Origin of the sequence: Breoghania corrubedonensis, from assembly GCF_003053845.1 — a bacterium.
Classification (GTDB): domain Bacteria; phylum Pseudomonadota; class Alphaproteobacteria; order Rhizobiales; family Stappiaceae; genus Breoghania; species Breoghania corrubedonensis.
Genome location: NZ_QAYG01000014.1, coordinates 30,853 through 50,421 on the forward strand (window position 1 = coordinate 30,853; position 19,569 = coordinate 50,421).

The following is a 19,569-nucleotide window of genomic DNA, read 5'->3' on the forward strand; positions in this document are numbered from 1 at the left end:
CTACAGCTCCAGCATCGTCTTGGTCAGAATGTTGCGTTGGATCTCGTTCGATCCGCCGAAGATCGAGGTCTTGCGATTGTTGAAATAGACAGCCGCGTTGGCGTCGGTATCCTTCGGCCCCATCACAAGATTGCCATCGATGACGTGACCGGGAAACGGAGCGGCCAACGGACCAAGCGCACGACGGGCGAGATCCCTGAGTTCCTGGTTGATCACAGTACCCTTGATCTTGAGGATCGAGGTTTCGGGGCCCGGCTGCCCGTGCTTCTGCGCCGTAAACAGCATACGCAGGTTGGTGATCTTCATCGCCTCCAGATCGCTCTCCACCCGGGCGATGCGGACCGCGAAGAGCGGATCCTCGATCAACGGCTTGCCGCGCCGCTTGAGGGAGCGCGCCAACGCCTTGACCTCTTCGAGCGCCTGCATCGAAATGCCGACGCCCGCGATGTTGGTGCGCTCGTGGGTCAGCAGGTACTTGGCGATGGTCCAGCCCTTGTTCTCCTCGCCGACGAGGTTCGACACGGGCACGCGCACATCCGAGAAGAAAACCTCGTTCACCTCGTGACCGCCCTCGATCAGCCGGATCGGACGGACCTCGATGCCGGGCGTGTCGATGTCCATCAGCAGGAAACTGATCCCCTCCTGCGGCTTGCCATCGAATTTCGTGCGCACGAGGCAGAAGATCCGGTTGGCGTGCTGGCCGAGCGTGGTCCACGTCTTCTGCCCGTTGACGACGTAATGATCTCCGTCGCGTTCGGCGCGGGTCTTGAGGCTGGCGAGGTCGGATCCCGCTCCGGGCTCCGAATAGCCCTGCGCCCACCAGTCCTCGCCCGACAGGATCCTCGGCAGGATGTCCTGCTTCTGTGCATCGCTACCGAATTTCTGAATGACAGGCCCGAGCATATGCGGACCAAAGGCGACGATGCGGGGCGCATAGGCGCGAGAACATTCGACATCGAAGATGTAGCGCTCCACCGGCGTCCATCCCGGCCCGCCATATTCCTTCGGCCAGGTGGTACCGAGCCATCCCTTGCGGCCCAGGATTTCATGCCATTCCTGGTAGATCTCGCGCGGCAGTTCCACCCCTGAGCGCACGGCGGCCGAGATGTGATCGGGCAGTTCGGCCTCGAGAAATGCCCGCACTTCCGCGCGAAACGTTTCCTCTTGCGGCGAATAGGTGAGATCCATGAACAGATCCTCGTGATTTCGTTTCTGAAGCGGCCACTTGCGGGCCGTTTGGCGACAATTTCCCGCTTAAAGGACCTCGAACAGGCCCGCAGCCCCCATGCCACCGCCCACACACATGGTCACGACGATGTATCTGGCGGCACGCCGCTTGCCCTCGATGAGCGCATGCCCGACCATCCGCGCGCCCGACATGCCATAGGGGTGGCCGATCGAGATCGCGCCGCCATTGACGTTGAGCCGATCATCGGGAATGCCAAGCGTCTTTGCCGAGTAGAGAACCTGACAGGCGAACGCCTCGTTGAGTTCCCACAGGCCGACATCGTCCATCGTCAGCCCATGCACCTTGAGAAGCTTCGGCACGGCATGAACCGGGCCGATGCCCATTTCGTCGGGATCGAGGCCAGCAGCCATGACTCCGACATAGCGGCCGAGCGGGGCGAGCCCGCGACGACTCGCTTCGCCGGCCTCCATGATCACGCACGCCGATGCGCCATCGGACAATTGCGAAGCATTGCCGGCAGTGACGAACCTTCCCTCCTGTATCCGGAGGCCGTCCTTGAACACCGGCTTCAGAGCAGCCAGATCCTCAAGCGTCGTCTGCGGGCGGTTTCCCTCGTCCTTTTCAAGCGTGACTTCGTGATAGGAGACGTCCTTCGTCGCCTTGTCGACCACCGCCTTGGTGACGGTCATCGGAACGATCTCGGCATCGAACCGGCGGGCCGCCTGCGCCTCGGCGGTACGCTGCTGAGAACGCAGGGCGTATTCGTCCTGCTCCGCACGGCTGACGCCATAGCGATCCGCGACGATCTCGGCGGTTTCCAGCATCGACATGTAGAGGTCCGGCCGGTGCGCCTCGATCCACGGATCGGCACGGTGATCGGTGCGATAATTCTGGTTCTGCACGAGCGAGATGGACTCGACACCGCCACCGACGGCGATCTGCATGCCGTCATGCACCACCTGCTTTGCGGCAGTGGCGATCGCCATCAGGCCACTTGCGCATTGCCGGTCGATCGACATTCCGGCGACGGACGTGGGCAAGCCCGCACGCACCGCCGCCTGACGGCCGATATTCCCCCCGGTCGAGCCCTGCTGGATCGCGCAGCCGATGATACAGTCCTCGATCTCAGGCCCTTCAAGCCCGGCCCGCGAAACCGCGTGGCCCACGGCGTGCCCGATCAGGGCCTGCGCCTGGGTGTTGTTGAAGGCGCCGCGATAGGCCTTGCCGATGGGCGTTCGTGCCGTCGATACGATCACTGAGTCGCGCAATTTCCGTTCTCCTCCCTGAAATCCTTCCCGGGCGTTCCTGATCTTCAGGCATCCGCCGGTGTGTTGTATGTCCGGTTGAGCTTCCGCATTCCGCCGATCCAGCGGTCGGTATCGTCAGCCCTGCGGCGCATGTAGTCGCGAACCTGCGGATGCGGCAGCACGAGAAAGCGGCCCTCCTCCACGGCGCGGATACCGGCTGCCGCGACCTCTTCCGCCGTCATCATGCCATCGACACTCGCCACGCTGTCCTCCCTGCCCGCGGTCATGTCGGTGCGCACGGCCTGCGGACACAGCAAACTCACCCTGATGCCATCGTCGCCATGGGTCAGTGCCATCCATTCGGCCACCGCAACCGCACCATGCTTGGTCACCGCATAGGGCGCAGAGCCGACCTGGCTCAACAATCCCGCGGCCGACGCCGTGATCAACACATGGCCTTCGCCGCGCGCCGCCATGCGGGGCACCAGATGCCGGGCCGTCCAGACATGAGCCATGACATTGATCTTCCAGATCCGCTCCCAGTCGGCATTGGCAATCTCGAAGCCGCCACGCAGGATGATCCCGGCATTGCCGCAAAAGAGGCCGATCGGCCCGATCTCGTCTTCGGTGCGGGCAATGAGCGCGGAGATCTCGTCCTCGCGAGCGACATCGACGCGCCAGCCCGTTCCGCCGACCTCGCTGGCCGTACGCCGTGCGCCTTCACCATCAATATCGGCGACGACGACATGGCTTGCCCCAGCCTCGGCTGCGGCGTGAGCCAGGGCGTGGCCGATACCGCCCGCACCTCCCGTCACCACAACGATGCGACCCGAAACCTCCATGGCGTCAGGTCCACATGGCCGTGCCGCCACAAACGGTCAGTGCCTGACCGGTCATGTAGCTGCTGGCGTCGGAGGCGAGATAGGTGGCAATGCCGGCGAAATCCTCAGGCTCGCCGAACCGGCGCAACGGGATCTGGCTTGTGGCGCGCTCGGCGGCTTCCGGATTGTCCCACAGCGCACGGGCGAAATCGGTGCGCACCACCCCCGGACAGATTGCGTTGGCGCGAATGCCGTGCGGGCCAAACTCCAGCGCGAGATTGCGCACGAGCCCCAGCAGGGTCAGTTTCGAAGTTCCATACCACCCGAGCGTCGGTGACGGCTTGAACGCGCCGATGGAAGACGTGAAGATCAGCGAGCCCCGGCCCTTCTCGATCATGTCCGGCACGACCAAGCGCGCGAGCCACAGATTGGCCTGCACATTGGTCGTCACGATCTTCTCAAACGCATCATCGGGAATTTCGGAGATCGGGCCGTAATGGGGGTTCACACCGGCATTGCCGATCACGATGTCGATCGGGCCGGCGAGGTCGTGCGTGCGTGCGATCAGGGTTTCAAGATCGCCCTTGCGACCCGCATTGGCGGCCACCGCGTGGACACGGCTGGCCCCGACCGCAGCATTGATATCGCTCGCAGCGGCATCAAGCTGGTCCTGCTTGCGCGACGAGATGACGACGGTCGCGCCATGGGCGGCCAGCGCATGCGCCATGACCTTGCCCATGCCCTTCGAGGCACCGGTCAAGACAGCCACCCGGCCCGTGAGATCGAACAGGTCTTTCATCTCAGGGTCCTTCGAAAACATGGTTCTGCGAGCGCTTGGCCACGATCTGCCGGCGGGTATTGGAAGCCTCGAAGGCCTTTCGCTCGGCACGCGCGACAACCGCGTGGTGCACCTCGTCCGGACCATCGGCCAGACGGATGGTACGCTGCTTCATGTACATGTCGGGCAGATCCGTCCATTGGCTGAGACCGGTCGCACCGTGCATCTGCATGGCCTCGTCGATGATCTTGCACGCCTTTTCGGGCACCATCGCCTTGATCATCGATACCCAGACGCGGGCTTCCTTGTTGCCGAGCACGTCCATCGCACGGGCTGCCTTCAAGACCATCAGCCGGCAGGCCTCGATCTCGATCCGCGCGCGGCTGATCGTTTCCATGTTCTTGCCGAGATCGATGATCTTGCGGCCGAAGGCCTCACGGGAAAGTCCGCGCGCGATCATCATGTCGAGCGCCTTTTCCGCCGAACCGATCGAGCGCATGCAATGATGGATGCGGCCGGGGCCCAGGCGCAGCTGACTGATCTCGAAACCGCGCCCCTCGCCCCACAGGATGTTCTCCTCCGGCACACGCACGTTGGTGAAGCGGATGTGCATGTGACCGTGCGGGGCGTGATCCTGACCGAAGACATGCATGGGACCGACGATCTCCACGCCCGGCGTGTCGATCGGCACCAGGATCTGGCTCTGCTGGCGGAAAGTCTCAGCCTCCGGCGACGTCTTGACCATGACGATCATGATCTTGCAACGCGGATCGCCGGCGCCTGAGATGTAATATTTCTCGCCGTTGATGACCCATTCGCCGCTTTCAAGAACGGCCGTGGTGGAGATATTGCGCGCATCCGAGGAGGCGACGTCCGGCTCGGTCATGGCGAAGGCAGAACGGATCTCGCCGTTGAGCAGGGGCTTCAGCCACCTCTCCTTCTGTTCCTGAGTGCCGACCCGTTCCAGTACCTCCATGTTGCCGGTGTCGGGCGCCGAGCAGTTGAGCGTTTCGGACGCCAGCGGGTTCTTGCCGAGCTCAAAGGCGATATAGGCATAATCCAGATTGGAAAGCCCCTCACCGGTGTCCGCGTTCGGCAGGAAGAAGTTCCACAAACCTTCCTTCTTCGCGCGCGCCTTGAGATCGCCCAGGATCTCGAGCTGTCCTGGAGCATAGGAAAACCGGTCGGTCCGGGTTTGGCCCAGCCTCTCGTATTCCTCATAGGCCGGATCGCAGAAATCGCGGACGTGGGCGATCACCTTGTCCAGCAGCGGGCGGGCCGCCTCAGACATGGCGAGATTGTTCAGTTCGGCGGGCAACTCTGCCGAGTTCATCATTGCTCCTCCCTCATGAACAGACCGAGAGGAATGGTAACCTTCCATCTCGACAAGTCTATCCATAGATTCAATGCATTAACTACCCGGCTTGCTACCGGTTCTTCCATTCCGGCGGGCGCTTCTCGACGAAGGCGCTGACACCCTCGCGAAAGTCCTCCGTCTCCCGCAAATCCGCCAGCACCTGCCGGCTGTAGAGCAGGCTGGTGCGCAGGTTTTCAATGTCATCCATATGCCGCAGCACACGCAGTGTGGCGCGGATCGAGGACGGCGAGACCGCCGCGATCTCGCGGGCCTTCTCCAGGGCGCGCTCCGTCACCGTGCCAGGCTCGGTGACCTCGTTCACGAAGCCCAGACGCAGGCCTTCCTCTGCCGAGACGCGGCGCCCGGTCAAAAGCATGTCGACCGCCGGTTTGCGGCCGATCTGGCGGGTAAGGCGCTGCACGCCACCCGTCGCGGCAAAGAAGCCGACCCTGGGCTCGGGCAACGCAAAGGTCGCGTCACGGGATGCAAGGATGATGTCACAGGCAAGCGCGGTCTCGAAGCCTCCCCCCATGGCCACGCCGTTGACGGCCGCAATGATCGGCTTTTCCAGATCGAGCCGCAAGGTCAGCCCGGCAAAACCACTGGCCGGCGGCTTCATCTTGCCGCCCTGGGCGGTGTATTTCAGATCGTTGCCGGCGGAAAAGGCCCGCTCCCCGGCGCCGGTCAATACCGCCACCCACAAATCCGGATCCGCTGCGAAATCGTCCCAGATCCGGGACATCTCGTGATGCATCGGCGCATGCACCGCGTTCATCACATCGGGCCGGTTCATAGTGACGATCAGGATGCGGCCGTCGCGCTCCACCTGACAGAATTCATATTCCATCACGCAGCCTTTCCCTGTTGGCCGATCGTCTTCAGACCGCCGAAATCGAGGTCGAGGAACGATCCGCCTTCATCCGAAAGCCGACGCAAACCCTCGGCAGGCGCGAACCCGGCATCTTCCGCGCCAAGCGCTTCCATCTTCGCCAGGATCGCCGCTGCTCCGACCTTATCGGCCCAGTACATCGGACCTCCCGTCTCGGCCGGCCAGCCATAGCCGTTGAGCCAGACGACGTCGATGTCGGAAGGCCGCTGTGCCTTGTTCTCCTGAAGGATCCTGACCCCCTCGTTGACCATTGGGTAAAGACAGGTCGTGACGATCTCATCCGCCGAAACCTGGCGCGGTCTAGCGCCCGTGATCTCGCGGATCACCCGGGCCGTGACCTCGGACGGCACGCCCTCGCGGCCCTCGTAGTCGTACCAGCCCGCCGCCGTTTTCTGGCCGCGACGCCCCATCTCGCAAAGTGCGTCGCGCACGGGATATTCGGTCGTCTTGCCCGGTGCCCAGCCGATGTCGAGCCCGGCCAGATCCGACATCTGGAACGGCCCCATGCGAAAGCCGAAATCGTTGATCGCCTTGTCGATGTCCCACGGCATCACGCCGGAGAACATCAGTTTTTCAGCCTGAAGGCGACGCGCCCTGAGCATTCGGTTGCCGACGAACCCCCAGCAGACGCCGACCAGAACGGCCACCTTGCCAATGGTTTTTGCCAGATCCATGCCGGTCGCGACCACATCGTCGGCCGTATGACGAGCGCGCACGATCTCCAGGAGCTTCATGACGTTGGCAGGAGAGAAGAAATGCAGTCCGATGACATCCTGCGGCCGAGACGTCACCGAGGCGATTTCGTCGATGTCGAGCGCAGAGGTATTCGTCGCCAGGATCGCGCCAGCCTTCGCGGCGGCGTCGAGATCGGCGAAGATCTTCTTCTTGAGGTCGATGTCCTCGAACACCGCCTCGATGATCAGGTCACACTCGGCCAGTGACGCCATGTCGAGAACGCCTTCGATCCGGCCCATGCGCGCCTCGAGTTCGTCTTGCGTGAACCGGCCCTTGTCGGCGCTGCGCTGATAGTTGCCGCGAATGATACCAAGTCCGCGATCAAGCGCTTGTTGCGTGGTCTCGAGGATCTTCACCGGGATGCCGGCCGTGGCGAAATTCATCGCGATGCCGCCGCCCATGGTGCCAGCTCCAAGAATGCCAACCGACCGCACGGGACGACGCGGCAGATCGCGCCCGATCCCCGGCACTTCCCATGCCCGCGCCCCGGCCCCGGCCACATAGTCGGCGGCGTTTTCGACTGTCTTCCTCATGGTGATCGCTCACTGAATTCGGGCAAAGACCGAAAACCGGCGAGCGCGCCGGCACATCGCCGAGCACAGGCGAAATCGCCCGCGGCTACGGCTGGACCGCAATGCAGCTCGCGCGGTTGGTTCCCTCCCGGGTTTCAACCTCCCGACTGAACAAATCGGCTGCGAACCTCCCGCTCGCCGTCCAGCCCTGACGCTTGTCAGGATTTGCAGATCACCCTTCGAAAGGCAAGCGGAAATTACGATCACTCTGTCATCACGCAACGTGAGACGCCGGATTGACCAATCGCCTGCGGACGTCTACGAATCTAATCCTGACATTTGTCAGGACAGTGCTAAGACCAGGACAAGAAGGGGAGATCATGGCCGGTTATCAGGAGATTCTCGTCGAAAAGGCGGCGCGCATCGCGACGATCACGCTCAATCGCCCCGACCGGTTGAACGCCTGGACGCCGCGTATGGCGGACGAGGTGCGTCACGCCACTGGTCAGGCGGGGCACGATCCCGACGTTCGCTGCATCATCGTGACCGGTGCCGGACGTGGCTTTTGCGCCGGCGCCGAAGTTCAGAACCTCGAGATCACCGCAAGCCGTGGCAAGAGCCGGGGCGAAGAGGTACTGCACCCGGACGACATTGCCTTCGAAAATGCTCCCGGGCCCGATCTCACAGGGCTGTTTCCCGGGCGCTTCGGCTATCTCTTTGACTGCCCCAAACCCGTCATTGCCGCCATCAACGGTGCCTGTGCCGGGATCGGGCTCGTTTTCACCCTCTATTGCGATTTCCGCTTTGCCGCCGAGGACGCCAAGTTAACCACCGCCTTCGCCGCCCGCGGCCTGATCGCCGAGCATGGCAGCGCCTGGCTCCTGCCGCGCCTTGTGGGCGAACAGACCGCGCTTGACCTGATGCTCACGTCTCGCAAGTTTCTCGGCGCCGAAGCCGCAGCCCTTGGCCTTGTGAATTCAGCGGTTCCAAGCGAGCGGCTGATGGAAACGGCACGCGAAGCCGCAGCCCACCTCGCAGTGATGTCCTCTCCACGCTCCATGGCCGTGATGAAGCGCCAGATCCGCGCGGCACGTCTGCAGGATTTCGGCACGGCCCTCGCAGTGGCTGATGCGGAAATGCATGAAAGCTTCGGCGCGGCGGATTTCCGGGAGGGCGTGACGAGCCTTGTCGAGCGCCGGACACCGGCCTTTCCAGACCTCTGACAACAGGCAGCTTCTGGATGACCGTATCCTTGTCCCACGACTTGCAGCCACCGCATCCCGCACACCGTTTCGACGCTCAGGCGTTACGCCGTTGGCTCGCGGACACATTTGGCGACGATCCCGGCCCTCTCGACGTGCGGCAATTCGAGGGTGGCATGTCGAACCCGACCTTCCTGATCACGACGGAAATCAGCGAGCGATGGGTGCTGCGCAAGAAGCCACCGGGCTCCTTGCTACCGAAAGCCCATGCCGTGGATCGCGAACATCGGATCATGTCCGCCCTCGCCGACACGCGTGTCCCGGTGCCACGGATGCGAGCCTATTGTGATGACAGGGAGGTAATCGGGGTTGAGTTCTTCCTGATGGAATATGTCGAAGGCCGAGTGGTATCCGATCCGGGAATGTCCGGCATCCAGCCCGCCCAGCGCCGCGAGATCGCCTTCGCTCTCGTCGATACGCTCGCCTGCCTGCACAATCTCGACTGGAGACACCTCGGTCTTGCCGACTACGGCCGACCGGAAGGCTTCATGGCCCGGCAGGTACGACGCTGGTCAGGACAGTACGATGCAGCCAAGACCGCGCTACCCGCATCGCTCGACCATTCCGACATGGACTGGCTGCGCGACTGGTTGGCTGAGCACGGCAGCGTCGCCGACAATGCCACCATCGTTCATGGCGACTTCCGGCTGGGAAACGTCATCCTTCATCCCCGCGACGCGCGCCCGCTGGCGGTACTCGACTGGGAGCTGTCTACGATAGGCCATCCACTGTCGGACCTCGCCTATCTGATGCTGCCCTACCACCTCCCGCGCAGGCTGCCTCAGTTCCCCGACCTGAGAGAAAACGGGCTGCCGACCGAACGGGAGATCCTCAACCGCTATGCTCAGGCGACGGGAAGAGCTGTCATGAACGATTGGCCGCTCTTCCTCGCCTTTTCGTGCTTTCGATACGCCGCCATCGTCCATGGCGTGGCCGCGCGAGCCGCACAGGGAAATGCGAGCAGCGCCCGTGCTGACCCTACGCGCGACGCGAACCGCGCTATGGCCGTAGCCTCGTTGGGACGGGAGATCGCTGCATCATGCAGGTTCGGCGGCACGGCGCATTAGCCCCACCGTACCGCCTGAGATCAAAGCGCGTGACAAGGTTGACGGCGATCGGGATTACACCAATCCTGATCATTGTCAGGCGGTCGGTTGGCAGCCCGCCACACCTGTGGAACTGGAACGCGCCGCACGGTTTCCGACCGCAGAAGTCGGTACCGGCACAAGCGTCGTAGAATGCCAACGGACCTGAGGGAGGACATTCATGAAAACGATCCGCATTCTTGCCGCAGCGCTTGTTACGACAATTTTCCAGATCTCGCCGTCAATTGCCCAGCAGACCTACGAATGGCCGCGACTTGTGGTGATCGGAACCCCGGGCACAACGACAGGCAGCTTCGCCTCGACCAACGGTTGGGCCCCGGTATTGCAGCGCGACAAGGGCATCTCCGTGCGCATCGTGCCGGAAGGCAACGAGATGGCCCGATACCAGCGCCTGACGACGAAGAAGACGATCCAGATCGCCTCGACTTCGGCGTCGGAAATTCGTAGCCAGATTGAGGGTATCGGCGCCTATGGCTCGGTTCCCGCCCATCCGATGCGGATCCTGTGGCACCACAACGACACACCCTGGGGTTATGTGACCTCGGCAACGTCCGACCTGAAAAGCCTCAAGGATCTCGCCAAGGGCGGCTACCGGGTATCCGTGGGCGTTTTCTCTCCTGCGCTGGTCACTGCGGTAAAGGAGGGGCTTCCCGCCTTCGCGGGCCTGAGCCCCGAAGAGGCGGAAGAACGATTTATCTTCGTGCCAGCCTCAAGCTACGCAGAAAACTGCCGCTCGGTCGTCGAAGGCAAGGCCGATGTCGCTTTATGCTCGCCGATCAGTTCGCTGCTGTCGGAAATGGAGGCAGCACCCGGCGGCATCAGATGGCTGGAGATGGACGAAGAAGACATCGAGGCCTGGAAGGGATATATCGCCGCCCGCCCGATGCTGATCCCGAACAAGATCTCGATGGGTGTCGAAAGCGCCAGAGGCGTGGAGGGCTCAACCTCGAACTTCCTGTATATGGTCGCCGCGGATGCCGATCCCGAGTTCGCCTACAACATGGCGAAATGGCTTGCGGGCTCCTATGACGGCTACAAGTCGACCCACCCGCTGGCCTCTCGCATGTCCGCAGACATATTCCGCGCCTATCTCGACCGGACGCCGCTTCCCGTCCACGAAGGCACTGTCCGCTATCTCAAGGAAGCAGGACTGTGGAGCCCGGCTGACGAGGCCCGGAACGCAGAAGCCATAACGAGAATGGATTCCTGGGTCGCCGCCCGTCAGGCGGCGCTGGTGGAAGCGCGTGAGGCAGGCATCGCCCCATCTCCCGACAATCCGGATTTCGTCACCATCCTGGATAAGCACACCTCGGAGCTATCGCGATTCCGTTCGCGCCTGTGACGCAACCGCTACGGCAGGCGCCTTAGCGCCCTGCGGCATCACCGCGAATTCAGGAGCATTCGAAATGGCTCACGACGAGACTATCGCGGCATTGACGACCCCCGGGCCATCCCGAGACGTTGATACCAGGCTTCCCACATCCGAGATTACCCGGCTCGGCACGCCATACTCCTTGTGGAGCATCGTTTTCACCGTCCTCTGCATCCTCGGCCTTGCGCTCGGCATCACCTATACTTTCGGCATCCGGATTTCCAGAACGGTAATGCTCGAAGGCCGGTATTACTGGATGTTCATCGGTCTCTTCACAGCGGCCGCCTTCATCGCCATTCCCGCCCATCGCGGCGCGATGCGGGTCCCCTTCTACGACATCGTGGCGGCGCTGACGGCACTCGGGCTTGCTTTCTGGATCTCGACGAACGCCTGGAACATCGCAATGTTCGGTTGGGCGAACGTTCCCGCCGGCATTGTCATGTGGCTTCTCTTGCTGGAGGTCGCGCGGCGATCCGGGGGGCCGGCCTTCTTCCTTGTCGTGTTGCTGCTTGGCCTGTTTCCGCTCGTGGCCGACAGGATGCCCGGGCTCCTGATGGGAATTCCCTACGATTTCCCGTCCATGATCGAGGCTCACGTGTTCCGGCCGGAAGGCCTCATGGGCATCACCACCAAGATCGTGGCGGAGATTGTCCTGGGCTTCCTTGTCTTCGCCGGCGTTCTCATCGCCACCGGCGCAGGTGAGTTCTTCATAGATCTCTCCAATGCCGGTTTCGGCAGATACCGTGGCGGGCCTGCCAAGGTCTCCGTCGTTGCCTCCGCATTCTTCGGCTCGCTATCCGGTTCGGTCTTTTCCAACATTGCCGGCACCGGCACCATCACCATCCAGACCATGAAGCGCGGCGGATACCCGGCTCACTATGCGGCCGCGATAGAGGCATGCGCGTCGATGGGGGGCGTGGTCATGCCGCCGGTCATGGGTGCGATCGCCTTTGTCATGGCCATTACCATCGGCGTTTCCTATTCCACCGTATTGCTCGCAGCGATCCTGCCGTCCTTTCTGTTCTATTTCGGGCTGCTGCTGCAGGTCGATGCCTACGCCGCCCGCAACGGACTGAAGGGACAGAAAGATCAGGGCGTCGCCGTCCGCAGCATTCTCTCACGCGGCTGGCCGTTTCTGCTCGTGCTCGGCTTTCTGATCTGGGGACTGCTGATCATGCGCTGGGAGTATTATACGCCGTGGTATGCCTCAGCCTTGATGCTGGGCCTGGGATTCTTCAGCGCGGCGACCCGCCCCTCCCCCGACCGCCTGTTCCGCATGGCGCGGCAGATCGGCGTGCTGGTCACCCAGACGTCCGCCATCATCCTGCCGATCGCCTTTGTCGTCAGCGGCCTCACCATAACGGGCGTGACCGGCTCGATGACATCGGGACTGATCGCGCTCGGCGGCGACAACCTGTTCCTCGTCATAGCGCTCGGCGTCCTCGCCTGCTTCATCATGGGGCTCGCAGGACTGGCGATCATCGCCTACATCTTCCTGGCGGTTACGCTCGCGCCCGCGATCATTCAGCTCGGCGGACTGAACGAAGTCGCCGTTCATTTCTTCATCGTCTACTACGCGATGCTGTCGGCGATTACCCCACCGGTTGGCGCTGCGGCGTTCCTTGCCGCAACCATTGCCGGAGCACCACCCATGAAGACATCCTTCACGGCGATGCGGCTCGGGGTCGTCATCTATTTCGTGCCATTGTTCTTCCTGTTTCAGCCGGCGCTGGTGCTGCAGGGCGATCTCCTGCCGCTGGTCCACATACTTCCCTCGATCATCATCGGAATCATGCTGATTTCAGCCGGGCTGGAGAGCTACCTGATCGGCATTGGCCGGGTCCGGCCTATCTTGCGCCTTCCGCTTGCCGCAGCCGGCTTCGCCGTGAGCTTTCCCGGCCTTTGGACAACGCTTGCGGGAGGAATGGCGTCAGCGCTGCTTGTGCTGCTGGTCTGGACGGACAATCGCAGGCCTGCAACGACATGACCCGGGCGGCCAGCCGAAGCTGGCTCCGGCCAAACACCGTGCCCGGCGTCAACCCTGCGGCTGATCCACCACCTGGCGGATCATCGCCGCGGCGGCCGCCGAGGTCGCGTGAACAATGACGTCTACGGGAAGTTCCGTTTGCAACCAGCTCCGCATCGGACCGAATGTTGCCAGGTAGACCAGAAGATTGGCCAGGATCTCGAAACGGGGGTCCCCCTCCCCAAGAGAAAAGCGTTTGCGCAATTCTCCCGCAGCATCCTCGATCAGCGTCCGTTCGCGCTCCCGCATCGCCTGGCGATCGACTTTCTGCATGTGCGGGACAGTGCGATAGACAAGCAGCGCGCCCATGCCCTTCTTGTCCCAGGTTTCGCGGTAATATTCACGAAGGACGTCCTCCAGATCGCGATCGGTCTGGCCCAGCAACGACGGCAAGGTCGGAACATCCGTGCGAAACCAGAGCTGGTTCAGCAAACGTCGCAGAATATCGTTCTTGTTGGCGATGTAGTCATAGATGCTGGCCTGGTTGACGCCCGAGCGCGCACAGATATCGCGGATGGTAGTGGACGCGAAACCTTTTTCCAGAAACAGTTCCAGCGCGGCATCGCAGATCTGCTCGCGCCGCCTCTGCTTCAGCGTCTCGTTCTGGACGACCCGGATATCGGCCTCGTTGAGGGCGGCGCTCTTCTCGTCGCCATTGATGCCTGGTTCGTCCTTGTCTGCCACGTCGTCGCTCCGATTGCTTCACCGGCAATGTCAGGTTGAATACCCGCTCGATGCTGGCCTTGCAATGAGGAGAAACCAGCGCGAACGCCTTCGTGGGCTCCATTCCTGCCACCCCTCGCAAACAACCGGCACAAGTATGATCTCCTGCACCCGAATGGCAGGAAGGAAGTTACCTGCAAGCCCCACCGCTAGAGCATGTTCCGGGACGTTCATTTGTCCCGTGAGGTTCCTTTACAGCGATGCAAGCCGGCAACCACGGGTAGTGGCGCCCCTCAAACCGTCAACACCACGGAGCCGCGAACCTTGCCTTCCTCTATGAGTCGGTGCGCTTCCGCGCATTCGTCCAGCAGCAATGTCCTGGCGACGCGGTGGGTCAGCCGCCCGGAGACGAGTGCGGCCTCGATATCGGCGATGGCCAACTCTCTCGCCTCCTCCGGCATGGCATACATGATGACCATGCGGATCGTCAGATCGAGATACATCATGCGAAAGAACGGGAGCGTCGGTGTCGGAACCTGGGTGGAGGAATAGGTGGCGATGACGCCGCCGGTGCGGACGACCTCGAGCACCTTTTCCAGATTGGCGCCGAATTCGACGTCGATCACTCGATCGACCTTTCCCCCGCCGGTTGCGGCAAGCAGCGTCTGTGGCCAATCCTGTTGCCGATGATTGACGACAAGCGCAGCCCCCGCCTCACGGCAGGCAGCCTCATCCTCGCCATTGCTGGCCGTGGCAATGATCCGCGCGCCTGCCTGGGAAGCCCACTGGATGGCATAAAAGCCCACCCGGCCCGCGCCGCCCGTGATGAGGATCGTCCTGCCCGCGACGCTGCCATCGGCAAAGACGCACCGATGCGCCGTCATCGCCGGAATCCCAAGGCATGCGCCGGCCTCGAAGCTCGTCTGGTCCGGCAAGCGCGGCGCATGTGCAGACGGCAGGGAAACATACTCCGCCGCCGTCCCGAAACGTCGCCCGTACTGGGCGTTGAACACCCACACGCGCTCACCGGTCCGATTCGGGGAAACGCCCTCGCCTACCGCTTCGATCACGCCCGCCCCGTCGCTGTGCGGGATCACGAAGCCCTCGTCCAGCAGGTTCGGGAAGGACGCCATCCGTTTCTTGACGTCGGACGGGTTGGGCGCGCTCGTGCGAAGGCGGACGAGCACCTCGCCCGCGGCAGGCTCCGGCTTTTCGCGCTCGCCATATCGCAGAACGTCACCCGCCTTGCCGAAGGTCTCGAACCAGACAGCTTTCATGATGCATTTCCTCAAAGGGGGACGGAAAGGGACTCGGTGTGCCCGTCGACGGCGACGATCTGACCGGAGACCAGTCGCGCCTCCTCGGAAGCGAGAAAGGCGCACATCCTGGCGATATCGTCGGCGCTCACGAAGCTGCGCATGGATACCTGGCTTTCATAGATATGCCGGACCGCTTCCGGCGTCGTGCCCCGTTTTGCCGCATCGCGCGCGATAACCCCCTCGATGCGCGGACCTTCGACGGAACCGGGGCAAATGGCGTTGACGCGGATGCCGAACGGACCGAGCTCCATGGCGAGCGTCTTCGTCAGTCCGACGATGGCCCATTTCGACGCCGCGTAGGGTGTGCGGTTCGGGTAGCCGAAAAGTGCGGCGGTCGATGCGATATTGAGGATAACGCCGCGTCCGGCGCGTTTCATCGCGGGCACGATTTCATGCAGGAAATAGAAAGTGCCGTTCACATTGACGTCGAGGGTGCGCCGCCAGTCATCGGGATCGATATCCTCCACCGGTCCGGTCATGCCGGCGATGCCCGCATTGTTGACCAGAAGCTCGATACGGCCTCCGGTCTTCTCCAACACCGCTGCCACCGCCGCCTTGGCGTTTTCCGGATCGGCGATGTTGCAAACCACGGCTTCGATACCGGGAAGATCTGCCTGAAAGCGACGAACCGCCTCCGGATCGGCATCGCATATGAAGACTTGCCACCCCCTCTCGTGTAGCAGAGCGGCGATCGCCCGGCCGATCCCGGAAGCCGCACCGGTTACAAGAGCGGCGGAGGGCGGACTTTCGTTCACAGCCTGAGCCACGTAGCCATCCTTCTGTTCGAAAAGCGAAAAGAAGACCGGCGGCGGCGCGCCGCCGGCCTGTGTACGGTTGAGCGACGGGTCAGTCTGTGGCCGACATCTCCGGCGCGGCGCCTTCCGGGGCCTGGCAGGGCAAATGCGCCTCCAGCGCGGAAAGCGTATCTTCCAGCCAGCCGATGCGCATCTCCGGCACCGAGCGCAGCAGCAGCTCGGTATAATCGTCATAGGGCGGAGCAAGCACCTCCGCCTTGCCGCCGTAGCGCACGAGTTCCCCCTGGTACAGGACCGCGATGGTGTCCGCGACTTCGCGCACCGCGGCAATATCGTGGGTGATGAAGATGTAGGAGACGCCCTCGCGCTTCTGCAGATCGCGCAGCAGCTTCAGGATGCCCTTGGCGACCAGCGGATCGAGCGCGCTCGTCACCTCGTCGCAGATGATCAGCTTCGGGCTTGCCGCAAGCGCCCGTGCGATGCACACGCGCTGCTTCTGGCCACCCGACAGTTCCGCTGGATAACGGTCGATGAATTCCTCACCAAGTTCGATCTTGTCGAGCAATTCGATGACACGCAGGCGCCGTTCCTTGCCCTTGTGCCCGAAATAGAATTCAAGCGGGCGACCGATGATGGTGCCCACCGTCTGGCGCGGATTCATGGCGACGTCGGCCATCTGGTAGATCATCTGCAATTCCTGCAGATCCTGTTTCGACCGCCCCTTGAGCGCGGGAGACAGCGTGCTCCCGTCGAAGATTACCTCGCCCGTATGCGGCGGCAGCAGGCCGGTGATCACGCGGGCCAGCGTGGATTTGCCCGAGCCGCTTTCACCGACGACCGCAAGTGTTGTTCCCGGCGGCACTTCCAGGTTGATGTCCTTGACCACGTCTTCCGCCAGCCCCCGGTAACGGGCACAGACATTCCTGATCGTCAGGACCGGCTCGCCTTCGGGATGAATTTCGGGATCTTCGCCATTGGTGGCGCTGACCAGATCACGTGTGTATTGCTCGCGCGGATTGTTGATGATCTGATCGCAGGTGCCGTATTCCACCATCTCCCCACCGCGCAGCACCATGATGTCGTCGGCGATCTGCGCGACCACCGCGAGATCGTGTGTGATGTAGATCGCGGCAACCTCGAAATCGCGAATTGCCCGCTTGATGGCGGAGAGCACGCCGAGCTGGGTCGTCACGTCGAGCGCCGTGGTCGGTTCGTCGAAGACCACCAGATCCGGCTTCGGGCACAAGGCCATGGCGGTCATTGCGCGCTGGAGCTGACCACCGGATACCTGATGCGGATACCGCTGGCCGAAGGTTTCCGAATCGGGCAGATCGAGCCGGCGAAAGAGATCGATGGCGCGTTCGATGGCTTCCGGCCGGCTCATGCGGCCATGCTCCAGCGTCGCCTCGATCACCTGTTCGATCAGTTTGCGCGATGGGTTGAATCCGGCGGCGGCCGATTGCGCGACATACGTCACCTGAGAACCGCGCACGCCGCGCAGCACGCGTGACGGCGCCCGGCGCAACTCCTGGCCATTGAGCCGGATCGATCCGCCGACAAGTTTCACTCCGCCGCGTCCATACCCCATGGCCGAAAGACCTATGGTGGACTTGCCCGCCCCCGATTCACCGATCAGACCGATGACCTTGCCCTTTTCGAGGCGCAGCGAAACGCCATCTACGATGGTGATGCGTTGCGGTCGTTCTCCCGGCGGATAGCTCGTTGCCTGGATCTTCAGATCCTCGATTTCGAGCAGCATCTCATCCATTGCGGCCTCCTTTCAGCGATGTGGTCCGCTCCAGGATCCAGTCGGCGACGAGATTGACCGAGATGGCCAGAGCGGCAATCGCGACGGCCGGCAACAGAGCGGCGGGAATGCCGTACACGATGCCGTCCTTGTTCTCCTTCACGATCCCGCCCCAGTCGGCGTTGGGCGGCTGGATGCCGATGCCCAGGAACGACAGCGTGGAGATGAACAGGACCACGAAGATGAAGCGCATGCCCATTTCTGCAATCAGCGGCGACAGGGCGTTTGGCAGGATTTCGCGCACGATCACCCAGCGCAGCCCCTCGCCTCGAAGACGCGCGGCCTCGACAAAATCCATCACCGCCAGGTCGACAGCGACGGCACGCGAAAGCCGGTACATGCGGGTCGATTCCAGCAACCCGATCACCATGATCAGCACCGGCGTCGTCACCGGCATGACCGACAGCACGACAAGCGCGAAGATCAGCGAGGGGATCGACATCACCAGATCGACGAACCGGGAGAGCAGAAGGTCGACCCAGCCCCCCACGACAGCCGCGAAAAGTCCGAAAGCGGCACCAACAGCAAAGGCCACCGCGGTCGCCACCAGCGCGACGAAAATGGTCGTTCGCCCGCCGAAGATCAGGCGCGAGAGCAGATCGCGGCCGATATTGTCGGTGCCGAGCCAATGGGCGGCCGACGCTGGCTCCCAGACATCACCGACGATCTCGCTCATGCCGTAGGGCGCGATCAGCGGGGCAAGGAGGGCTGTCAGGAAGAACGCCGCAGCGACGACAAGCCCGATGAGAGTTGGAAGCGGTGTGCGCCTCATCTTGGGTGCCTCAACCTTGGATTGGCCAGGATGGAGAAGATGTCGGCCAGCATGTTGAGCGTGATGTAGACGGCGGCGAAGATGATGCCGCAGTCCTGCACCACCGGCACGTCGCGCTTTGCCACGTGATCGACCAGGTACTGCCCCATGCCGGGATAGACGAACACCACCTCCACCACGACGACACCCACCACCAGATAGGCCATATTCAGCATGACCACGTTGACGATGGGGGCGACCGCATTCGGCATGGCATAGCGCCAGATGACCTTGAAGCGCCCGAGACCGTTGAGTTCGGCGGTTTCGATATAGGCCGACTGCATCACGTTGAGCAGCGCCGCGCGGGTCATCCGCATCATGTGCGCAAGCACCACCATCACCAGCACGATGACAGGGAGCGTGATCGCCTGAAACCTCTCCAGAACCGACATCGACGGACTGATCATCGCCACCGACGGTGCCCAGCCAAGCTGTACGGCGAAATAGAACACCAGAATGTAGCTCAGCATGAATTCAGGCACGGAAATCGACGCAAGGGTGACGGCGGATATCAGCTTGTCGGGCCAGCGATTGCGATAAAGCACCGACACGAGGCCAAGGATGATCGCCAGCGGCACCGATATGATCGCCGCGGAGGCGGCAAGAAACAGCGTGTTGGCGAGGCGCCGGCCGATGGCGGTCGCGATGTCCTGCCCGTTTGTCAGCGACGTTCCCATATCGCCATGCAGGAGACCAACGAGCCAGGACACGTAACGCTGATAGACCGGCACGTTGAGACCCAGTTCCGCACGCAGGTTGGCCAGCGCCTCAGGCGTTGCGGACTGGCCGAGAATGGCCTGCGCGACATCGCCGGGTAGCAATTGCGTTCCGGCGAAAATCAACGCGGAGGAAAGAAAGATCAGCAGGAGGCCCAGCAATATACGCTGGGCCACCAGTGTCCATATGGAGGCGTTCATGCG

General features: G+C 62.6%; 16 protein-coding genes and 1 pseudogene. 4 read left to right on the forward strand and 13 right to left on the reverse strand.

The window, feature by feature from the left end; genetic code table 11:
• From C8N35_RS22380 to C8N35_RS22410, 7 genes and pseudogenes are all read right to left on the reverse strand, one after another.
• Nucleotides 1-1,188, reverse strand: coding sequence for an acyl-CoA dehydrogenase family protein (locus C8N35_RS22380; RefSeq protein WP_107991973.1), 1,188 nt, complete (start codon nt 1,186-1,188; stop codon nt 1-3).
• Between the two features lie 66 nt (nt 1,189-1,254).
• Complete coding sequence (locus tag C8N35_RS22385) at nt 1,255-2,457, reverse strand: acetyl-CoA C-acyltransferase (protein WP_107991974.1); 1,203 nt, start codon at nt 2,455-2,457, stop codon at nt 1,255-1,257.
• A gap of 44 nt (nt 2,458-2,501) precedes the next feature.
• On the reverse strand, nt 2,502-3,278 hold the full coding sequence (locus C8N35_RS22390; RefSeq protein WP_107991975.1) for an SDR family NAD(P)-dependent oxidoreductase: 777 nt from the start codon (nt 3,276-3,278) through the stop codon (nt 2,502-2,504).
• A gap of 4 nt (nt 3,279-3,282) precedes the next feature.
• Nucleotides 3,283-4,056, reverse strand: coding sequence for an SDR family NAD(P)-dependent oxidoreductase (locus C8N35_RS22395; RefSeq protein ID WP_107991976.1), 774 nt, complete (start codon nt 4,054-4,056; stop codon nt 3,283-3,285).
• A gap of 82 nt (nt 4,057-4,138) precedes the next feature.
• Nucleotides 4,139-5,371, reverse strand: a pseudogene (locus tag C8N35_RS22400) (acyl-CoA dehydrogenase family protein); the annotation flags it as partial.
• Nucleotides 5,372-5,462: 91 nt separating this feature from the next.
• Complete coding sequence (locus C8N35_RS22405) at nt 5,463-6,239, reverse strand: enoyl-CoA hydratase-related protein (protein WP_107991977.1); 777 nt, start codon at nt 6,237-6,239, stop codon at nt 5,463-5,465.
• A complete protein-coding gene (locus tag C8N35_RS22410) occupies nt 6,239-7,549 on the reverse strand; it encodes a 3-hydroxyacyl-CoA dehydrogenase (protein WP_107991978.1) in 1,311 nt (436 codons plus the stop codon). Before C8N35_RS22410 ends, C8N35_RS22405 begins: the two co-directional genes overlap by 1 nt.
• A gap of 359 nt (nt 7,550-7,908) precedes the next feature.
• On the opposite strand from C8N35_RS22410, the gene C8N35_RS22415 reads away from it, so the two are divergent.
• The 4 genes from C8N35_RS22415 (at nt 7,909) to C8N35_RS22430 (ending at nt 13,255) form a co-directional block, all read left to right on the forward strand.
• Nucleotides 7,909-8,751 carry an enoyl-CoA hydratase gene (locus C8N35_RS22415; RefSeq protein WP_107991979.1) on the forward strand — a complete coding sequence of 281 codons (843 nt, stop codon included), beginning with the start codon at nt 7,909-7,911 and terminating at the stop codon, nt 8,749-8,751.
• A gap of 17 nt (nt 8,752-8,768) precedes the next feature.
• Complete coding sequence (locus tag C8N35_RS22420; RefSeq protein ID WP_107991980.1) at nt 8,769-9,857, forward strand: phosphotransferase; 1,089 nt, start codon at nt 8,769-8,771, stop codon at nt 9,855-9,857.
• A gap of 199 nt (nt 9,858-10,056) precedes the next feature.
• Nucleotides 10,057-11,238 (forward strand): TAXI family TRAP transporter solute-binding subunit, encoded by a 1,182-nt coding sequence (locus C8N35_RS22425; RefSeq protein WP_107991981.1) that lies wholly within the window; start codon nt 10,057-10,059, stop codon nt 11,236-11,238.
• Nucleotides 11,239-11,302: 64 nt separating this feature from the next.
• Entirely contained in the window at nt 11,303-13,255 is a 1,953-nt protein-coding gene (locus C8N35_RS22430) for a TRAP transporter permease (RefSeq protein ID WP_107991982.1), read from the forward strand.
• A gap of 48 nt (nt 13,256-13,303) precedes the next feature.
• On the opposite strand, the gene C8N35_RS22435 is transcribed toward C8N35_RS22430, so the two are convergent.
• From C8N35_RS22435 to C8N35_RS22460, 6 genes are all read right to left on the reverse strand, one after another.
• Nucleotides 13,304-13,978 (reverse strand): TetR/AcrR family transcriptional regulator, encoded by a 675-nt coding sequence (locus C8N35_RS22435; RefSeq protein WP_107991983.1) that lies wholly within the window; start codon nt 13,976-13,978, stop codon nt 13,304-13,306.
• A 272-nt stretch (nt 13,979-14,250) separates the two neighbouring features.
• The gene (locus C8N35_RS22440) at nt 14,251-15,234 is read right to left on the reverse strand and encodes an NADPH:quinone reductase (protein ID WP_107991984.1); all 984 of its coding nucleotides are present in this window, start codon (nt 15,232-15,234) and stop codon (nt 14,251-14,253) included.
• An 11-nt stretch (nt 15,235-15,245) separates the two neighbouring features.
• Nucleotides 15,246-16,043, reverse strand: a complete 798-nt coding sequence (locus tag C8N35_RS22445; RefSeq protein ID WP_107991985.1) for an SDR family oxidoreductase — start codon at nt 16,041-16,043, stop codon at nt 15,246-15,248.
• Nucleotides 16,044-16,122: 79 nt separating this feature from the next.
• The gene (locus C8N35_RS22450; protein WP_107991986.1) at nt 16,123-17,799 is read right to left on the reverse strand and encodes an ABC transporter ATP-binding protein; all 1,677 of its coding nucleotides are present in this window, start codon (nt 17,797-17,799) and stop codon (nt 16,123-16,125) included.
• Nucleotides 17,792-18,610, reverse strand: a complete 819-nt coding sequence (locus tag C8N35_RS22455) for an ABC transporter permease (protein WP_107991987.1) — start codon at nt 18,608-18,610, stop codon at nt 17,792-17,794. Before C8N35_RS22455 ends, C8N35_RS22450 begins: the two co-directional genes overlap by 8 nt.
• Nucleotides 18,607-19,566 (reverse strand): ABC transporter permease, encoded by a 960-nt coding sequence (locus C8N35_RS22460; RefSeq protein ID WP_107991988.1) that lies wholly within the window; start codon nt 19,564-19,566, stop codon nt 18,607-18,609. The genes C8N35_RS22455 and C8N35_RS22460 overlap by 4 nt, the downstream gene beginning before the upstream one ends.
• Nucleotides 19,567-19,569 lie beyond the last annotated feature (3 nt).

Excerpts from the sequence above, each read along its gene's own strand:
- C8N35_RS22380 (WP_107991973.1), bottom strand. The coding sequence starts at position 1,188 with ATGGATCTCACCTATTCGCCGCAAGAGGAAACGTTTCGCGCGGAAGTG.
- C8N35_RS22390 (WP_107991975.1), bottom strand. The coding sequence starts at position 3,278 with ATGGAGGTTTCGGGTCGCATCGTTGTGGTGACGGGAGGTGCGGGCGGT.
- C8N35_RS22395 (WP_107991976.1), bottom strand. The coding sequence starts at position 4,056 with ATGAAAGACCTGTTCGATCTCACGGGCCGGGTGGCTGTCTTGACCGGT.
- C8N35_RS22405 (WP_107991977.1), bottom strand. The coding sequence starts at position 6,239 with ATGGAATATGAATTCTGTCAGGTGGAGCGCGACGGCCGCATCCTGATC.
- C8N35_RS22410 (WP_107991978.1), bottom strand. The coding sequence starts at position 7,549 with ATGAGGAAGACAGTCGAAAACGCCGCCGACTATGTGGCCGGGGCCGGG.
- C8N35_RS22415 (WP_107991979.1), top strand. The coding sequence starts at position 7,909 with ATGGCCGGTTATCAGGAGATTCTCGTCGAAAAGGCGGCGCGCATCGCG.
- C8N35_RS22420 (WP_107991980.1), top strand. The coding sequence starts at position 8,769 with ATGACCGTATCCTTGTCCCACGACTTGCAGCCACCGCATCCCGCACAC.
- C8N35_RS22425 (WP_107991981.1), top strand. The coding sequence starts at position 10,057 with ATGAAAACGATCCGCATTCTTGCCGCAGCGCTTGTTACGACAATTTTC.
- C8N35_RS22430 (WP_107991982.1), top strand. The coding sequence starts at position 11,303 with ATGGCTCACGACGAGACTATCGCGGCATTGACGACCCCCGGGCCATCC.
- C8N35_RS22440 (WP_107991984.1), bottom strand. The coding sequence starts at position 15,234 with ATGAAAGCTGTCTGGTTCGAGACCTTCGGCAAGGCGGGTGACGTTCTG.
- C8N35_RS22450 (WP_107991986.1), bottom strand. The coding sequence starts at position 17,799 with ATGGATGAGATGCTGCTCGAAATCGAGGATCTGAAGATCCAGGCAACG.
- C8N35_RS22455 (WP_107991987.1), bottom strand. The coding sequence starts at position 18,610 with ATGAGGCGCACACCGCTTCCAACTCTCATCGGGCTTGTCGTCGCTGCG.
- C8N35_RS22460 (WP_107991988.1), bottom strand. The coding sequence starts at position 19,566 with ATGAACGCCTCCATATGGACACTGGTGGCCCAGCGTATATTGCTGGGC.